Raw genomic sequence first — 17,049 nt, 5'->3', positions numbered from 1 at the left:
TGCCGAGGCACCTGCCCGACACACCCTGCGCAGGGAGCGAGTGGTGGGCGAGGAGAGGGCGGACTACATCCGTACTTGCACGGCGCGGGCGAGCCGGTCGTGCAGTCCGCGTCCGTCGCGGTCCCAGACGAGCGCGGGGATGGCGAGGCAGAGCAGCGCGGTACGAAGGAGGACACGGCCGAAGCCGAGCCTGCCGCCGTTCTCGGCGATGACGCGCAGCCCGAACAGGCGCTTGCCGGGGGTGAAGCCGACCGTACCGACGGTCAGGAGGCTCAGCACGAGAAGGACGCCGAGCGCCCAGTTCCCCGTTGTCTGTCCGTCACGCCCGGCGAGCAGCCCGTATGCGATCAGCATGCACAGTGCCCAGTCGACGAGGAGAGCGCCGACGCGCCGGCCGAGCGGGGCGACCGAGCCCGGCCCGTGTTCCGGCAGACCGAGGCGCTGGCCCCGGTGACCGAAGTCGACGCCCATGCTCTCGGCGGCCGCACGCGGCCCGGACAGCCACGATCCGATTGCTTGCCTGTTGTCCACCCGTCCACGGTACTGCGACCGGCCCCGCCCCCTCCGAACGGGGGTGTGGCGCCGCCCTTCAGGAGGGTGCGCCGGCCTCCTGAACAGGGGTGCGCCACCCTCGTACGCCCCGGCGCGCACCCGGGCCGGTTAACTTAGGCGAAACAAATGGGTCATGCTTGAGAAATCCTGGATACCTATGGTCGGGTCCAGCGTGTGCCACCGCACTGGCCGCACGACCGAGCGATAACCCCCGCCCCTCCCCGGGACGGGAGGAGGAGGAGCTGGATGTTCCAGAACGCCGACGAGGCCAAGAAGTTCATCGCGGACGAGGACGTCAAGTTCGTCGACGTCCGCTTCTGCGACCTGCCTGGCGTGATGCAGCACTTCACGATCCCGGCGAAGGCGTTCGACCCGGACGAGGAGCTTGCCTTCGACGGCTCCTCGATCCGCGGTTTCCAGGCCATCCACGAGTCGGACATGGCGCTGCGCGCGGACCTGTCGACCGCGCGGGTGGACCCGTTCCGCCGTGACAAGACAGTGAACATCAACTTCTTCATCCACGACCCGATCACGGGCGAGCAGTACAGCCGCGACCCGCGCAACATCGCCAAGAAGGCCGAGGCCTACCTCGCCTCCACCGGCATCGCGGACACCGCGTTCTTCGGCCCCGAGGCCGAGTTCTACGTCTTCGACAGCGTGCGCTTCAACACCACGGCCAACGAGGGCTTTTACCACATCGACTCCGAGGCCGGCGCCTGGAACACCGGTGCGGTCGAGGACAACCGCGGCTACAAGGTCCGCTACAAGGGCGGCTACTTCCCGGCCCCGCCGGTCGACCACTTCGCCGACCTGCGCGCCGAGATCTCCCTGGAGCTGGAGGCGTCCGGCCTCCAGGTCGAGCGCCAGCACCACGAGGTCGGCACCGCCGGCCAGGCCGAGATCAACTACAAGTTCAACACGCTGCTCGCCGCGGCCGACGACCTGATGCTCTTCAAGTACATCGTGAAGAACGTCGCCTGGCGCAACGGCAAGACCGCGACCTTCATGCCCAAGCCGATCTTCGGTGACAACGGCTCCGGCATGCACGTCCACCAGTCCCTGTGGCAGGGCGGCACCCCGCTCTTCTACGACGAGCAGGGCTACGCGGGCCTCTCGGACACCGCCCGCTACTACATCGGCGGCATCCTCAAGCACGCCCCGTCGCTGCTGGCCTTCACCAACCCGACGGTGAACTCGTACCACCGCCTGGTCCCCGGCTTCGAGGCCCCGGTCAACATGGTCTACTCGCAGCGCAACCGCTCCGCGGCGATGCGTATCCCGATCACGGGCTCGAACCCGAAGGCCAAGCGCGTCGAGTTCCGCGCCCCGGACCCGTCCTCGAACCCGTACCTGGCCTTCTCGGCCCTCCTCCTCGCGGGCCTGGACGGCATCAAGAACAAGATCGAGCCGGCCGAGCCGATCGACAAGGACCTCTACGAACTGGCCCCCGAGGAGCACGCGGGAGTCGCCCAGGTCCCGACCTCCCTCCCGGCCGTCCTGGACGCCCTGGAAGCGGACCACGAGTACCTGCTCGCGGGCGGCGTCTTCACGCCGGACCTGATCGAGACGTGGATCGACTACAAGCGCACCAAGGAAATCGCCCCGCTCCAGCTGCGCCCGCACCCGCACGAGTTCGAGCTGTACTTCGACATCTAAAAACTGTCTCGAGCACTGTGCGCAGCGCTCGGCCGGGTCTCTGATCTGGTGTCAGTAACAGTGAAGTGAGGGCCGCCACCCGTCCGGGTGGCGGCCCTCACTCGTCGAGTCGTCAGGGTTGTTCTGAGCGGTAGAGGCCGAACTGCGCTATGCGGGCCCGTTGTCGCGAGGCCAGGATTCGTAGGCGCCAGCGGCGGGCTGTTATCGGGGTCGGCAGGAGCAGGATGCGGCTGGCGCCGATCGTGGTTGTTTCGGTGGTCTGGGTCCAGCCCTGGGGCGTTTCCGCTTCTATCGTGGCGCGTTCGACCTGTTGGCCGTGGCGGATGTCTTCCGCCAGGCGGATGCGGTCCACCTGGCGCGGATGGCCCAGGTCCAGGGTGAGGGTGCCTTGGGAGGGGGCCGGGGCGGTCCAGGAGGTGTCCGGGTTTGCGTCGGTCGCTCGGGTGGGGTGGTGGCCGTCGGAGTGGGCTCGGGAGTCGCGGGCCAGGTCCTTGGGCAGTTCGCGGCGTATCCGGTCGTCGAAGGCGCGCAGCGCCGCCACGTCGGGGGCGGGGAGTCTGCCCTGCTGGTCGGGTGGGATGTTCAGCAGCAGGACTGCGTTGCGGCCGACCGATTTCAGGTAGAGGTCGGTGAGTTGCTCGGGGGTCTTGGGCCGTTCCTCCTCGTGGAAGAACCAGCCGGGGCGGATGGAGACATCGCACTCGGCCGGCCACCACTGGAGGTGGTCGGTGCTGGGCTGGGCCCTGACCAGGGCCGCGCGGCTGCCTTGGTCAGGGGTGTCGTAGGTGAGCGCGAAGTCGGTGCGTCCGTTGTCCGTCTCCTTGACGGGGACGGTGCTCCATTCGTTCTCGCGGGCCGAGCCACCCTCGTTGCCGACCCAGCGCACATCGGGGCCGGAGACGGCGATGGCGGCCTCCGGGGCGAGGGTACGGATCAGCGCGTACCAGCTGTCCCAGTCGTAGACCTCGACCTGGTCGGGCGGGATCCGGCCCTGGGCGCCGTCGAACCACACCTCGTCCACCGGGCCGTATTCGGTGAGTATCTCGTAGAGCTGGTTGAGCATGTGGGCGCCGTAGTCGGTGGCGGGGAGGCGGAGGCCGCGGGCGGGCCACCCGGCGGTTTCGGTCCGGGTTTCGGTCCGGGAGCCGGCCGGGGCCGGTGTGGGGATCGTGCGAGTCGTGCGGGCGCTGCCGTTGGCGTAGACGCCGTGCAGGTACTGGTTCTCGTCGGCCGGGGAGATGTAGACACCGGCCTTGATGCCGTGGCGGCGCATGGAGCGGGTGAAGGAGCGCAGTACGTCGCCCCGGCCGTCCTCCCAGGTGCTGGAGGCGACGCTGTGGGCCGTGTAGCGCGTGGGATAGAGGACGAAGCCGTCGTGGTGTTTGACGGTGAGGACGGCGAGGGTGAATCCGCCGTCGCGCAGGGCGCGCGCCCACTGGTCGGTGTCGAGGCCGGTCGGCTGGAAGACGTCGGGGTCCTCGTCGCCCGTCCCCCATTCGAGGCCGGTGAAGGTGTTGACGCCGAAGTGCAGGAAGGCCGTTCGTTCCAGGCGCTGCCAGGCGATCTGGCGTTCTGTCGGGCGCAGTCGCGCCGCCTTGGCCACCAGTTGGTCAGGGGTGTCGTCGGGGCCGACCGGGATGCGGGACGGTGTTTCCGAACCTGTTCCGGCCGGGGTAGGGGTGGGTGCGGACGCATGTCCTGGGGCGGGTACCGGCGCGTTTCCGGAGGCGGGTGCCGAGGCGTTTGCGGGCTTGTACGCGGACAGGGCCGGCCCTGCCAGTCCCGTGACGAACAGACGCCTGTTGATGACCATGTGCGTTTGTCCTCCCGGGACTTCAGTGGGTGGCGACGGCCGGTGAGGACGTGAGCGTCCAGACCGCCGGAGGTCGTTGGTCCGGCGGGTACTGCACGAGTCGGCCGTCCTCGGCGACATGCACGGTCATCCGCGTGATGGCGTTGGTGAGGTGGTACCCGCCGCGTACGCGGGTCAACTGCCAGCGCTGCAAGGTGTTGGCGGCGGTGCAGGTCTCCTCGGTGACCGGAGTGCCCGGTTCCAGGGGGGTGTTGAGGGTGAGCCGGCCGCCGCGGATCTCCGCGCAGCGGCCGGTGGAGGGGTTCCTGAGGGTGGCGTAGCCGTCGGGGGTACGGGTGATACGCCAGTCGGTGGCGGGCAGTTGTCCTTCCGCGTCGCGAAGGGTGTACGTACCGTCCGGAACCGGTACGCGCGTGAGGTCGTGCCGTCCTGGGGCGCGGCCGGCAAGCGCGGCTCGGGCGACGAAACCGGCGTAGGCGGGATCGGGATTCGGTTCGCCCCAGGTGGTCTGGGCGATGAAGCGCAGCGGCAGGAACATCGCCGCGTCGACCTCGTTCTCGGTCTCGCCCCGGCCGTTGTCGGGCCAGAGGCTGATCTTCGCGCCGGTGATGCCGGTAGCGCGAGGCCCGGCCGGGATCTTCTCGCCCTCGAAGCTGCGCGGGTCCCACCGCTGCTCGTAGAGCGACTCGGTGTTCATGTGAAAGCCGCCGCGTACCAAATAGAGGGAGTACGAGGCGTTCATCAGCGGATGGCCCTGGGCGAGGAGGTCGCTGGGCTTGGTCGTGACGCCGAGCCAGTGCTCGACGGTCGTGTCCGCTCCGACGGGGACGGTGTTTTCACCGGTGAGGCCGTCGTTCCAGATGCGGAGGCGTGTGCCCTTGCTCGTCGCGTGGTCGTGGACGCGGTTGACGAAGTCGATGAAGGCGTCCTGCGGGGTGGCGTCTGGGCCGTATGTCCGGCGTGCGTACTCCAGGATGTGCGGGTATTTCGCGAAGTCGGAGCCCAGCATGTACTCGTCGGCGCCCATGTGCCAGTCGGACGCGGTGAAGACCTCGGCGTACTCGTCCATGAGGCTGGTGTAGTAGGAGAAGGCCGAGGGGCTGGTGATGTCGAGGCGCGAGGGCTGCGGCGTGCCGTCGGAGTCGGTGAGCTGGAGGTCCGGGCGCTGTTCGATCCAAGGGTCCATGTGCCCCGGGGAGTTGATCTCCGGGATGATGGTGACGTGGTATCTGGCGCCGAGGGCGACGAGCCGCCTGATCTCGTCCTTCGTGTAGTAGCCCCAGGAGTTGGCCTCGGGGTGCCGGTCGCTCTTCACCTTCAGCTCCAGCAGCAGCTGGTTGAGCTTGAGGTACGACATGTCGCGCACGAGGTTCTCCAGCCACCGCGGGGTGACGTGGATGTAGCAGGCGCAGACGCCCACGCCTCGCTCGCGGTAGGCCGGGATGTCGACGGTGCGGCCGGAGGGGATGCGGTCACGGTCACCGGTGTCACCGGCGGTGCCGAGGAGTTGGAGCAAGGTGCGGGTGCCGTAGAAGACTCCGGTGCCGGTGGCTCCGGTGATACGGACGCGGTCGCCGACGCGGAGTTCATAGCCCTCGCGGCCCAGTCCCTTCGACCGTCGCGGGGCGGTGGTGATGAGGATGTCGCCCGGATGGGATGTGCCGTGTGCTGTCGGTACGGTGCCCCGGCCCGCCGCCCGCAGATCCTGGGCGAGGGTGTCGGCGGCCCGGCGCGCGGCGGGGTCGTGTGGGTCTACGACCAGGCGCGTACGGCGGGTGAAGGTGTAACTCCCCTTCTCCACCGTCCAGTTGGTGAGGGCGGGCACCGTTCGGGGCGCTCCGCCGTCGGGTCCTGGGGCTGAGGCGGCCGGGGCGATGGGGGCCAGGCCCGTGACCAGGAGCAGGGCAGCCACCAACGCCCCGGTGAGCCGGCTCGTACGGGCGTCATGCAACGCGGCGAACCGTCTTCGCCGCACCATTCCTCGGATCTCTGTTGAGGGAGAGGTAACTGGTGCGCGTCGAAGCATCGTCCGGACACCTCCAGAGGATCAAGTCATCCGATGTGTATCCTCCTCTCCCGCTTGCCCTTCGAGTCGGGCCATCGTGAAAAGTCCATCCATCCGTACGGAAAATCCAGGCACCGTCGTGGCGGCGCCCCGCCCCGACTCTCCCCTGGACGGGAGCCGGAGCGAGGCGCGGTGCGCGGTACGACAGCAGGTACGGCAGGTGTGGCAGATATGGCTGGTGCGGCAGTAATCGCAGGTGCGGCAGTTATCGCAGGTGTGGCCGGGCCACTCGGTCAGCGGCCGGAGCGGATCAGGGCGCGCACCATACGGCAGGTGGTGTCGGACGGCGGGTGGATCCCGATCCGCGACGCCGCGATCCGTATCCGGCGGTTGCTCGCGCTCGTCGCCTCGTACACCCCCGAGTCGAGCAGGGCGATGGCGAGGCGCATGGCCTTGAGCCGGCGGTTGTGGGTCTCGTACCACTCGCGGGGACGCCCTGCGGGCAGTGGTTTGCGAACGGTGGTTGGCAGTGTCTCGAAGGGTTTCGTCGTGATTGTGGCAACGGCCATCGGCGACCTCCCGGCACAGTGGTTGGACCCTGACGAACTACCTCTATTTTACTGCCCACCACTGACAATCGCCCCTGGCCAGAGCCACTTTGAGGAGGCGGTTACGGAAGTGTGCGGCACCTGGTCCGGCACCCCTGCGGCGATACGATGACGGCATGGAAATCTGGATCAATCCCGCGTGTTCCAAGTGCCGTGGCGCGCTGACACTGCTCGACGAGGAGGGCGCCTCGTACACCGTCCGGCGCTATCTGGAGGACGTACCGTCCGAGGACGAGATCCGGGAGGTGCTCGGCCGGCTCGGCCTGGAGCCGTGGGACATCACGCGGACCGGGGAGGCCGTCGCGTCGGAGCTGGGCGTCAAGGAGTGGGCGCGGGACGCCGGTTCACGGGAGCGCTGGATCGCGGCGCTCGCGAAGCATCCGAAGCTGATCCAGCGGCCGATCATCACGGCGGACGACGGTACGGCCGTGGTGGCGCGCACGGACGATGCGGTACGGGACGCCCTCGGCCGGTCGTCGTAGGGCGGTCGTCGTAGGGCGATCGTCGTAGGGCGGTCGTCGTATGTCGTAGAGCGGTCGTCATGGGGCGGTCCTTGTGCGCAGGTCGCGGCCGTTGCCTGCCGGTTCAGTTCGGCAAGGGCCGGTTCAGTTCCGCAAGTGCCGCTGCGGTTCCCCCGGTTGAAGATACCGATGTGGCGGGTGAGTGAGTGGAATGGCTGAATCACTCGTATCTAACGGCACACGGATACCCAGCCGGCCCGTTCCTTCGCGGCCGGGGACAGGAGCCCCCACACGTGTCCCGTAAGAAGACCCTGAGCCGTAAGAAGGCGATTTCCCTGCTCGTCGGCGCGGCAGCGCTGGTGGGCGGTACGGCGGTGGCGATGACCGGTACGAGTCAGGCGTCAGTGGCCTGCGACGGGCTGGCCACCGCCCTGAGCAACAACGAGAGCTTCATCGCCGCGCAGCGTGCCGCCCCGGACGCACAGTCCGAGGCGCGGATCGCGAACCGCGTCGCCGTCATCGAGGAGATCAAGCGGAAGCAGGCGGCGTCCGGCTGCGAGGTGGGCGAGGGCAGTAGCGGTGCCGGCGCCGGTGCCGCCGGTGAGGCGGGAGCCGGGGCACCGGCGGGAGGAGGAGCGGACGCGGGCGGCGGAGCGGAAGCCGGAAGCGGGGCGGACGCGGGCAGCGCCGCAGGTGCCGGTGACGCCGGTGCCGGTGCCGGAGACGCGGGTGCCGGAGACGCGGGTGCCGGTGCCGGAGACGCAGGTGCCGGAGACGCGGGCGGAAGCGCCGACGGCACTGTCGTGTGCGCCGGATCCACCGTCACCCTCTCCGGCGAGGCAGGCGCCCCGGCGGCCTCCAGCAATCAGTTCCCCATCGGTACCACGCTCCGCGTGACCAACCTCGACAACGACAAGTCCACAACGGTGAAGATCACTTCGACGTCCGGCAGCTGCGCCCTGCTGAACAACGAGGCGTTCGAGCAGGTCCGCGAGCCGGGCAAGTTCCTGATCCGTAACGCCCGGATCGAGCAGGTCCAGGCCGCCAACCAGTAAAGCCTCGCCAGGTGGTGTCCGGCGGATCTTCGCCGGACACCACTCCTGTACGCCCGCACCTTCGCTCAGATCTGCGCTTCCGCCTCCGCCAGGATCTCCGTCAGTCGCAGCCCGAACCGTACGTCGCAGTCGTGCGGCTGTCCCGTACGAGCCGCCTCCAGCAGCGCGTCCAGCGCCGCCCCGAACGACTCGACCGGGTGGCCCCAGTTCTCCGGCAGCACCGCCGTGCCGTGCTCGCCCCTGAGTTCCAGCCCCGTACCCGCACCCGCCTTCGGCGCGCTCAGGCTGAGCGCCACGGAACTGGCCGCCCCGGACACATGCCGTAGCACCAGATGAGTGAGGTCCGGCTCGGTGCGTACGGCCGTCACGCCCGTCACATCGCCGAGCACCGGGATCAGCGCGGACAGCGCGTGCGGGCCGACATCCCACAGGCCGCCCTTCTCGCGACGCCAGGGCGAGTCGGCGTACGGGCTGCCCGCGCCTCGACCGTACAGGGCGCCGAGCCAGTACGCGTGAGCGCTGAACCAGCCGCCCCTCGCGGCCTGTTCACCCACCCAGCCCGCCGTACCCGCCGCGAAGCGCAGCGTGCAGAAGACCACGGACGCGACCCCGGCACTCGCCGCCGCGTCCGCCACCTCCCGGGCCCCCGCCACGGTCGTCGCGACCGGCTTGTCCATCAGCAGATGGCATCCGGCGGCCGCGGCCCGCGCCGCCAGCGGCGCCTGGACGTCCGGCGGCAGGGCGAAGGCAACGGCGTCACACTCGGCGAACAGTGCGTCCAGGCCTGCCTCGCCGGAGTGGGCGGTGATGTCATGGGCGGCGGCGAGCGCGGCGGCTGCCTCCGGGCGCCGCCCCCAGACGCCGCGGAATTCGAGTCCGGGGTGGGCGGCGAGCGCGGGGGCGTGCGCACGCGCCGCCCAGGGGCCGGTGCCGAGGAGTCCGATACGTGGCTTGCTCATGCTCATGACGGTCAGTGTGCCGGGTTGGGGACGGTACGGGGAGGTGGCCGAGGCATCGGCGGTGCGGAGAGGGGACCGACCTTGAGTCAGCCGGATGAGACGGCCGGGCGAGACGGTCGGGTACGCCGGGGTGAGACGGCCCCTTTGGTCAGCCGGGTTTCCCACGTCACCCGGGTTACGCGTGGTTCACGGACGAGCAACAGCCGGGAAATCACATATTGACAAGCTGTGGGGCATACCTGCTGCACCCGCAAAGGATGAGGCCCCGTGACCTTCAAGGCTGAGTACATCTGGATCGACGGCACCGAGCCGACAGCGAAGCTGCGTTCGAAGACGAAGATCCTCGACGACGGTGCCGAGCTGCCCATCTGGGGTTTCGACGGGTCGAGCACCAATCAGGCCGAGGGCCACGCTTCCGACCGGGTGCTGAAGCCGGTCTTCTCCTGTCCCGACCCGATCCGCGGCGGGGACGACGTCCTCGTCATGTGCGAGGTCCTGAACATCGACTTGACGCCGCATGTCTCCAACACGCGTGCTCAACTGACCGAGGTCGCGGAGCGGTTCGCGGGCCAGGAGCCGATCTTCGGTATCGAGCAGGAGTACACCTTCTTCAAGGGCGCCCGCCCGCTGGGCTTCCCCGAGGGCGGCTTCCCGGCCGCGCAGGGCGGCTACTACTGCGGTGTCGGCTCCGACGAGATCTTCGGCCGTGACGTCGTCGAGGCGCACCTGGACAACTGCCTCAAGGCGGGTCTTGGCATCTCCGGCATCAACGCCGAGGTCATGCCGGGGCAGTGGGAGTTCCAGGTCGGTCCGCTGGCGCCGCTGGAGGTCTCGGACCAGCTGTGGATCGCCCGCTGGCTGCTCTACCGCACCGCCGAGGACTTCGAGGTCTCCGCGACGCTCGACCCGAAGCCGGTGAAGGGCGACTGGAACGGCGCGGGCGCGCACACCAACTTCTCCACGAAGGCGATGCGCGAGGGGTACGAGGCGATCATCACCGCCTGCGAGTCGCTGGGCGAGGGCTCCAAGCCGCTCGACCACGTGAAGAACTACGGCGCGGGCATCGACGACCGGCTGACCGGTCTGCACGAGACCGCCCCGTGGAACGAGTACAGCTACGGCGTCTCGGACCGCGGTGCCTCCGTCCGTATCCCGTGGCAGGTCGAGCAGGACGCCAAGGGCTACATCGAGGACCGCCGGCCGAACGCCAACGTCGACCCGTACGTGGTCACCCGGCTGATGGTCGACACCTGCTGCACCGCGCTGGAGAAGGCCGGACAGGTCTGACGCCGGCCGCATCGCCGCATTCCACGAGGGGGCCGATCGCCGTACGGTGATCGGCCCCCTCGCTGTCAGTGGCATCTGTCAGGGTGATCTCATGCTGCCTATCAAGGTGTTGGCGGACGGCTGGGACGCCGGGCTCTCCTGGGCGCCGGTCGATCTGGGTGTGCCCGAGCCCGTGCCCGAGCTCGACCCGGTGGTCGAGGAGCGGACCGAGGAGTACGTACGCGGGCTGCTCCGGCAGGGATACGACGGACGGAGCCGGCTCGCCGAGGCCGCCGAGGAGTGGCTGGTCGACGGGGACACCCGGCCCGTCTCGCGTCCGCAGGCATGGCGCGTCGTGAACCGGTTGTGGCGGGAGCGGCTCGATGAGCAGGCGCGGTGGGACGGTGTGACGGATCCCGAGCGGATCACCTCGGTCTTCGCCGCCCTGGACGCGCGGGGGATCACCGCCCGGGAGAATTTCGCCTGCTGCCGGGGCTGCGGGCTCTCGGAGATGGGCGCCGAGCGTACGGGCCCGGACAAGGAGGCCGAGCGCGGCTTCGTCTTCTTCCACACACAGGGCACGGAGAGCGTGGCGGCGGGGCACGGGCTGACGCTTTACTACGGCGGGTTCGACGGCTCGGAAACGACCACGGCGGCCGTCGGCCGGGAGGTAGCAGCGGCCTTGGCCGAGGCGGGGCTGACCGTGGAGTGGGACGGTTCGCCGGGCACGTCGATCCTGGTCGAGGGGCTCGACTGGCGGAAGCGGCTGACCGGTTGAGCACGGCCGGGCGTCAACCGAGCATCGCACGCCCCGACTTCCCCTCGGTTTCCCACGGATCTCCCGCGGACCTGTCTCCTACGGATCTCCCTAGGACTTGGCCCGGCCCGTGCCGGACTTCGGGCATGGCCCGGCAGGCTCGCCCGGCAGGCTCCGTCACTGCTCCTTCACGGCTCCGTCGGACGTCCTTCCGGCTCCGTTGAACGTCCTTCCAGCTTCCTTCCGGCTTTCTTCCTGTCCACGCCGAGCGCCAGGAGTCGGCGACCGGTGGCGAAGAGTCCGTATCGACAGATGAAAGGGACCTGCTGCGCTCCCCCGGTATCTGCTTCAATGGGGGCATGGCCAGCTTCCAGTACACCGCGACGGGTCGTTCCGACCTTGAGCCGTTCTGGCCGTCCCGGCAGCACCACGACTTCGACCGGGTGTGTTGCCACGCGAGGAACGCGGCGGCCCTCTAAAGCCTCCTTTCAGGCCTTCGGCCGCCGCGAGACGTACGTCCCGTCTTTTTCTGTCGACTCGACGACTCCTTCGCGCGAAAGAGCTGACTCCTCATGGCGAACTCCCGTTCCTTCTCCGCCGCGACCACCACGGCGACCGCCACCGCACACGGCCAGCGTCCGGCCGATCCGTCCGGCCGCCGCCACCGGCTCCGGGCCGTCGACCGGGACGAGACCGTCCCGGCTTCCGCTCCACCCTCCTTCGTCCCGCATTCTTTCCCGGCTTCCTTCCCGGACGGTCAGGTCGTGGACTTCCTGCCGCCGGGCGCGACCTGGCTGCCCGCGCCCCAGCACACGCTGCCCTCGCTGCCGGGACAGCCGCCGATGGTCGGCTATCTCGTGCTCGTACCGGCCGACCAGCACGCCGCCGCGCTGGCCGCCTCGGCGCCGTACCTCTCCGCCGACATCGACGCCGGACTCCACCACGACGCCGGACTCCACCACGGCGCCGGACTCCACCACGGCGCCGGCCGCAACCACGGCAGCGGCACGGACGCGGGCGCGCGCGAGGCCGGAACCGGGGCTGGGCCGAGGCCCGGAACCGGGCCCGGAATCGGAACAGGTTCCCGGCCCGGCGCGAGCGCCGGGGGCGGACGCGGTCCGGTGTGGATCGACAACGCCCAGCGGACCGCCGTCGTGGACGGGCAGCAGCTGGACCTCACGTATCTCGAATTCGAGCTGCTCTCCCACCTCGTGGCGCATCCCCACCGGGTGCACACCCGCGACCAGTTGGTGACCACGGTCTGGGGCTACGGACATGTGGGCGACGGCCGGACCGTCGATGTCCATGTGGCGCGGCTGCGCCGCAAGTTGGGGGCCGAACACCGCCACACCATCCGGACCGTGCGGCGGGTCGGATACAAGTACGCGCCCTGACCTGCCCGAGGGGGTACGGAACAAGGCGGCTCTGTACAGAACACACGGCACAGCGCTGTACGGAGCCCTGCCGAACCGCGGATCGGCAGGGCTCCTCCCACACGTACGAGTACAGGTACGGATGCACGGGCGTACGGCGTACGCTCCTGCCGATCTAGGTCTGGACGCGACCAGCTCGGGCCGTCCGGTTACGGGAGCGCAGCCCCTGCCCCAGCCCCAACGCCCCGTCCACGACGAGGAACACCAGCAGGCTGATGCCCAGCAGCGGAACGAACCAGCCGACCAGCGCCACGACGGCCGCGAGCGGGAGCAGTACGGTCAGCGACACCTTCCGCCAGGAACCGCGCGGCATCGGCCGCCCCGCGCTCAGCTTCCGTTCCTTGGTGGGCCTGCGCAGCCACCACATCCGGTAGCCCCAGAAGATGATCACGATGAGCGCGAGGGCGAGCGCCGCCAGCGCCAGCTGGTTGGCGAGCCCGAGGAAGACACCCATATGGGCGTCGATACCGAAGCGGGTGAGCTGGGCGAGCACGGGGTAGTCGGCGAAGCGCAGTTCGTCCATGACGGCGCCGGTGGCCGGATCGACGGCGACCGAGTCGAGGCGGACGGGGAACTGGTTGTCCGCCTGCGCGACGACATACCCCTTGCCCTCGGTCGGCAGGGTCACCGTGACCGGCCCGTCGAGACCGGCCTGACGCGCGGCGACAACCGCCAGATCGACACCGACGTCCTTGCCGTCCATGCCCTCCATACCGTCCATGCCCGGCATGTTCTCCATGCCTTCCATGCCTTCGTGGCCTTCGTGGCCATCGCCGCCCGCACCGCCGGTGCCTCCGTCGAGCGTGGCGGAGACCACCGGCGTGTTGCTGCCGAGCTGGTCCTTGAGCGCGGTGATGTTCTCGCCCGCGTACTTCGACCAGGTCAGACCGGTGGCGGAGAGCAGTACGAGACCGGTCACCGCCCACAGTCCGACCGACCCGTGCAGCGAGAGCGTCCGCCGCCGGCCGGTGGCACCGGCCTCGGGCAGGAGCAGCGCGCGCTTCGAGGGGCGCTTGGGCGGACTCTTCGGCTCACGCCACGAGGTACGCCCGCGCGTGACCCAGAGCAGCAGTCCGCCGAGGGCCACCACCCAGAGCCAGCTCGCCGCGAGTTCGCTGTAGACACGGCCCGGCTCCCCCAGGTGGAGGTGGCGGTGCAGCTCGGAGAGCCAGGTGCGCAGCGGGAGGGCGCCCGAAGTGCCGTAGGTGGTCAGCAGTCCCCGTACCTCGGCGGTGTACGGATCGACGAAGACGGCGAGGGACTTGCCCTCCTCGACCTTGGGCGAGGTCATCAGGACCCGGGTGGTGGCGCCCTCCTCGGACGGGAGCCGTACGGAAGTGATCTTGCCGTCCGGGTTGGCGGTCCGGGCGGCGTTGAGCTGTTCGGAGAGCGGGACGGTGCGCTCCCCGACCGGCACCCGCAGCTCATGGCGGTAGACCACCCTCTCCGCCTGGAAGGAGAGCGCGTAGAGGAATCCGCTGGTGGCGGCGACCAGCAGAAGCGGGGCGATCAGCAGGCCCGCGTAGAAGTGGAGGCGCAGCACAAGAGGCCGCAAGGATCTCCAGCCGAACGGGGTGTCCGCACCCGCCTTGGGCCCGGCCACGGAATCGGGCCCGGCCACGGAACCAGGCCCGGCCACGGAATCGGGCCCGGCCTCGGAATCGGGCTCGGGCGATGGGCGGGGCGATGGGTCGGACACGGCGGCGGGTTGGTCGTCGTCGGTCGCTGGGCCCTGTATGGGGTCGTCAATGGCCATGACTGTCCTAGGAGTTGGCTGCGGCACAGGGGCGCATAGGGGCATGGGGAGATGGGCCCCCGGCCGCCTGCCAACGTTCAGACAGTTGTGATGAATGCGGTGATGACGGCGGCTCCCGGGGCCGTGACGCGTGCGGTACGGCATACGGGCGGGCCGCGCTGCGACAGGGTGTGCGCGAGGAGGACGCCACGGAACCGGTGCGGGGCGGGCGCCCCGGATCCGGGCCGGATCAGCCGTGGTGCGGCGGGCAGCCGCGTCCCGGTGAACAGCAGCCGGAGCGGGGAGAAGGCCAGGGCCCCGATGGCGTGAGCGAGCCGGAAGAAGGCGGCCTCGCCCCGCGCGAGCCAGAGCGCGCAGACGACCGCGGCCAGGAGGTGCGCGGCGAGCATTCCGGCCGAACCGTCAGTGACGGCGGCCAGCAAGGCGCTCTTCCCCTCGGGCCCAGAGCCCGCGGCCGTACCCGTACCCGCCGACGTACCCACGTCGACGGCCGACCCCGTACCCGCCCCCATGCCCATGCCCATGCCCATGCCGCCGTCGGTGACATGCGACTCGTGCGGGGACTCGGACGGTCCGAACGGCAGGGCTCCGGCGAAGATCATGTGCAGGATGCCCTGGACGGTGAGCAGCCCGGCTCCGATCGAGCCCGCGCCTCGGCGCCGTCCGCCCGCGAGCCAGGCCACCGCGCCGGTCGCCCCGAAGGCGGCCCACAGCGCTCCGGCCGGAATCCCGTGGCCGGACGCCCCGAACACACCGGTGGCTCCGGCCCCGTCGGGAGCGCCGGATGCGAACGCATGCCCAAGCGCCGCCAGAGTCACGCATACCGCGGCGAAGGCCACGGCCCGCACGGCGCGTATCGGCGATCGGGCATCTGTCATGGTCCGCACATGTTGCCATCCCGACGGGTGCGCGCGGCAGATACCGGTTGTCCACGATTCACCTGGCAGCGAATTCCGCTGCCCCCGCCTTCGGGTCGCGGGCAGAGTCGGTCGCATGAGACTCCTGATCCTCGGTGGTACGGAATTCGTCGGCCGCGCCGTCACGGAGGCGGCGCTCAGACGTGGCTGGCAGGTGACCGTCTTCCACCGCGGCCGTCATGAGGCACCGGCCGGCGCGACCGTCCTGCTCGGCGACCGCACCGCCCCGGACGGCCTGGCGGCCCTCGCCGACGGCGAGTGGGACGCGGTAGTCGACACCTGGTCGGCGGCTCCGTCCGCGGTCCGTACGGCGGCCCGGCTGCTGGCGGACCGCGCGGGGCGGTACGCGTATGTCTCCAGCCGTTCCGTGTACGCGTATCCCACCCCGGCCGGGCTCGCCGAGGACGGCCCGCTGGTGGCGGGCGCGTCCCCGGACGCCGAGCAGGTCGAATACCCCCTGGACAAGCGGGGCGGTGAGCTGGCGGCCGAGGCGGCCTTCGGCGACCGGGCGCTGCTGGTGCGCGCCGGTCTGATCCTCGGCCCCGGGGAGAACGTCGGCCGGCTGCCGTGGTGGCTGGGGCGGATCGCGCGGGGCGGGCCCGTGCTGGCGCCGGGCCCCCACGACAACCCGGTGCAGTACATCGACGCGCGCGATCTCGCCGAGTGGACGCTGGATGCCGTACGGACGGGCCTGGGCGGCCCGTACAACCTGGTGAGTCCGCCCGGTCACACCACCATGGGTGAGCTGCTCGACTCCTGCGTGTGCGTCACACGCTCCGACGCCGAACTGCGCTGGACCGACCCTGACCCGATCCTCGACGCCGGGATCGAGCCCTGGTCGGACCTGCCGGTCTGGCTGCCGCCGGGCGAACTCCACGACACGATGCACGGCTCCGATGTCTCCAAGGCCCTTGCCACGGGCCTGCGTTGCCGCTCTGTCGCGGAGACGGTCGCGGACACCTGGTCCTGGCTCGGCTCGATCGGCGGCAAGGCTCCACAACGCCCCGACCGTCCGCCGCTGGGCCTGGCACCGGAGTTGGAGGCGAAGGTGCTCGACCGGTGAGGCACCCGGCGGTGGCATCGGCACGGTGACAACAGGTGCGGGCACGGGCGCCCGGCGCGACGCCATCCGGCGACGGCGGCGCGGGCGCCCGTGCCCCGAGCACCCGAACCACCGAGCCCATCAGGCCCACCAGGCCCCGCATCACCGGGCGCCACCACCCCGCTCAGGCGGTGTCGTCCGGTACCGACCGTACGGCCGCCCCCTCTTCCGCCGGTATCGCCGGTATCGCCGTCAGCAGAGCACCCCGCAGCTCCGCGATCCCCTTGTGCCAATCACCGTTCTCACCGTCCGCCCCGACCCAGACGTCCCGAAGCTCGGATCCGTCCGCGATCACCCGGTCCAGGGCCCGCACCGCGAGGCCCCTCAGCTCCTCGGGCAAGCGCGGCAGGGCTTCGTCCGGCCCGTACACGCTCTCCACGGGCGGTCCCCCGGGGCACTGTTCGGCGACCAGCGCGGCCGCCGCGACGGCCACCACCGCGGCATCGGTGTCCAGGTGGTCGTGCGTGCCCGCCGCGTCTGCCAGCGCCTTCCGCACGATCTCCGTACGCCGGTCGGCCGTCGCCTCGTCCAGGTCGGCGGCGAAGTCCACCGCCGTGTCGTTGTCGAAGTGGCCGGTGTCCCACATGCCCATGATCTGCCCCCTGATCGCTCTTCGATCATTCTTCGTCCCGCTGTCTCCGATCGTGCCAGGCACCACTGACAATCCACCTCGCGTGCCGCCCCGCTCGCCAACCCACTCGCCGCCCTG

General features: G+C 70.2%; 15 protein-coding genes. 7 read left to right on the top strand and 8 right to left on the bottom strand.

What is annotated here, in order from left to right; translation table 11 throughout:
- Positions 1 to 63 precede the first annotated feature (63 nt).
- The gene (locus tag ACIOJD_RS10535) at positions 64 to 531 is read right to left on the bottom strand and encodes an RDD family protein (protein ID WP_401910711.1); all 468 of its coding nucleotides are present in this window, start codon (positions 529 to 531) and stop codon (positions 64 to 66) included.
- Between the two features lie 267 nt (positions 532 to 798).
- Between ACIOJD_RS10535 and glnA the strand changes: the two genes are divergently transcribed.
- Positions 799 to 2,208, top strand: coding sequence for a type I glutamate--ammonia ligase (gene glnA, locus ACIOJD_RS10530; RefSeq protein WP_401910708.1), 1,410 nt, complete (start codon positions 799 to 801; stop codon positions 2,206 to 2,208).
- Positions 2,209 to 2,320: 112 nt separating this feature from the next.
- Here glnA and ACIOJD_RS10525 read toward each other — a convergent pair whose 3' ends face one another.
- The 3 genes from ACIOJD_RS10525 to ACIOJD_RS10515 form a co-directional block, all read right to left on the bottom strand.
- Positions 2,321 to 4,021: an alpha-L-fucosidase gene (locus tag ACIOJD_RS10525; RefSeq protein WP_401910705.1), complete on the bottom strand. Its 1,701-nt coding sequence runs from the start codon at positions 4,019 to 4,021 to the stop codon at positions 2,321 to 2,323.
- A gap of 22 nt (positions 4,022 to 4,043) precedes the next feature.
- Positions 4,044 to 5,999 (bottom strand): family 20 glycosylhydrolase, encoded by a 1,956-nt coding sequence (locus ACIOJD_RS10520; protein WP_401910702.1) that lies wholly within the window; start codon positions 5,997 to 5,999, stop codon positions 4,044 to 4,046.
- A gap of 320 nt (positions 6,000 to 6,319) precedes the next feature.
- Positions 6,320 to 6,595, bottom strand: a complete 276-nt coding sequence (locus ACIOJD_RS10515; RefSeq protein ID WP_401910700.1) for a hypothetical protein — start codon at positions 6,593 to 6,595, stop codon at positions 6,320 to 6,322.
- Positions 6,596 to 6,750: 155 nt separating this feature from the next.
- Between ACIOJD_RS10515 and ACIOJD_RS10510 the strand changes: the two genes are divergently transcribed.
- Positions 6,751 to 7,116 carry an arsenate reductase family protein gene (locus ACIOJD_RS10510; protein ID WP_401910698.1) on the top strand — a complete coding sequence of 122 codons (366 nt, stop codon included), beginning with the start codon at positions 6,751 to 6,753 and terminating at the stop codon, positions 7,114 to 7,116.
- Between the two features lie 272 nt (positions 7,117 to 7,388).
- Positions 7,389 to 8,150 carry a hypothetical protein gene (locus ACIOJD_RS10505; protein WP_401910695.1) on the top strand — a complete coding sequence of 254 codons (762 nt, stop codon included), beginning with the start codon at positions 7,389 to 7,391 and terminating at the stop codon, positions 8,148 to 8,150.
- Positions 8,151 to 8,215: 65 nt separating this feature from the next.
- Here the strand turns inward: ACIOJD_RS10505 and ACIOJD_RS10500 are convergent, their stop codons facing one another.
- Positions 8,216 to 9,115 (bottom strand): Gfo/Idh/MocA family oxidoreductase, encoded by a 900-nt coding sequence (locus ACIOJD_RS10500; RefSeq protein WP_401910693.1) that lies wholly within the window; start codon positions 9,113 to 9,115, stop codon positions 8,216 to 8,218.
- 261 nt (positions 9,116 to 9,376) lie between these two features.
- On the opposite strand from ACIOJD_RS10500, the gene glnII reads away from it, so the two are divergent.
- From glnII to ACIOJD_RS10485, 3 genes are all read left to right on the top strand, one after another.
- Positions 9,377 to 10,396 (top strand): glutamine synthetase, encoded by a 1,020-nt coding sequence (glnII, locus tag ACIOJD_RS10495; RefSeq protein WP_401910690.1) that lies wholly within the window; start codon positions 9,377 to 9,379, stop codon positions 10,394 to 10,396.
- A gap of 91 nt (positions 10,397 to 10,487) precedes the next feature.
- Positions 10,488 to 11,153, top strand: a complete 666-nt coding sequence (locus tag ACIOJD_RS10490; RefSeq protein ID WP_401910688.1) for a DUF6891 domain-containing protein — start codon at positions 10,488 to 10,490, stop codon at positions 11,151 to 11,153.
- A 551-nt stretch (positions 11,154 to 11,704) separates the two neighbouring features.
- Complete coding sequence (locus ACIOJD_RS10485) at positions 11,705 to 12,526, top strand: winged helix-turn-helix domain-containing protein (protein ID WP_401910686.1); 822 nt, start codon at positions 11,705 to 11,707, stop codon at positions 12,524 to 12,526.
- A 154-nt stretch (positions 12,527 to 12,680) separates the two neighbouring features.
- Here the strand turns inward: ACIOJD_RS10485 and ACIOJD_RS10480 are convergent, their stop codons facing one another.
- On the bottom strand, positions 12,681 to 14,321 hold the full coding sequence (locus tag ACIOJD_RS10480) for a PepSY-associated TM helix domain-containing protein (protein ID WP_401910684.1): 1,641 nt from the start codon (positions 14,319 to 14,321) through the stop codon (positions 12,681 to 12,683).
- Between the two features lie 77 nt (positions 14,322 to 14,398).
- Entirely contained in the window at positions 14,399 to 15,199 is an 801-nt protein-coding gene (locus ACIOJD_RS10475) for a hypothetical protein (RefSeq protein ID WP_401910683.1), read from the bottom strand.
- A gap of 115 nt (positions 15,200 to 15,314) precedes the next feature.
- Here ACIOJD_RS10475 and ACIOJD_RS10470 point away from each other — a divergent pair, with 115 nt between their 5' ends.
- Complete coding sequence (locus ACIOJD_RS10470) at positions 15,315 to 16,301, top strand: NAD-dependent epimerase/dehydratase family protein (RefSeq protein ID WP_401910681.1); 987 nt, start codon at positions 15,315 to 15,317, stop codon at positions 16,299 to 16,301.
- A 163-nt stretch (positions 16,302 to 16,464) separates the two neighbouring features.
- Here the strand turns inward: ACIOJD_RS10470 and ACIOJD_RS10465 are convergent, their stop codons facing one another.
- The gene (locus tag ACIOJD_RS10465) at positions 16,465 to 16,932 is read right to left on the bottom strand and encodes a DUF4259 domain-containing protein (RefSeq protein ID WP_401910679.1); all 468 of its coding nucleotides are present in this window, start codon (positions 16,930 to 16,932) and stop codon (positions 16,465 to 16,467) included.
- Between the last annotated feature and the right edge of the window lie 117 nt (positions 16,933 to 17,049).

The organism is Streptomyces sp. NPDC088116 (genome assembly GCF_044741745.1).
In the GTDB taxonomy this organism is placed as follows: domain Bacteria; phylum Actinomycetota; class Actinomycetes; order Streptomycetales; family Streptomycetaceae; genus Streptomyces.
The sequence above is the reverse complement of the archived record's forward strand: the minus strand, read 5'-3'. Positions and strand labels throughout refer to the sequence as shown.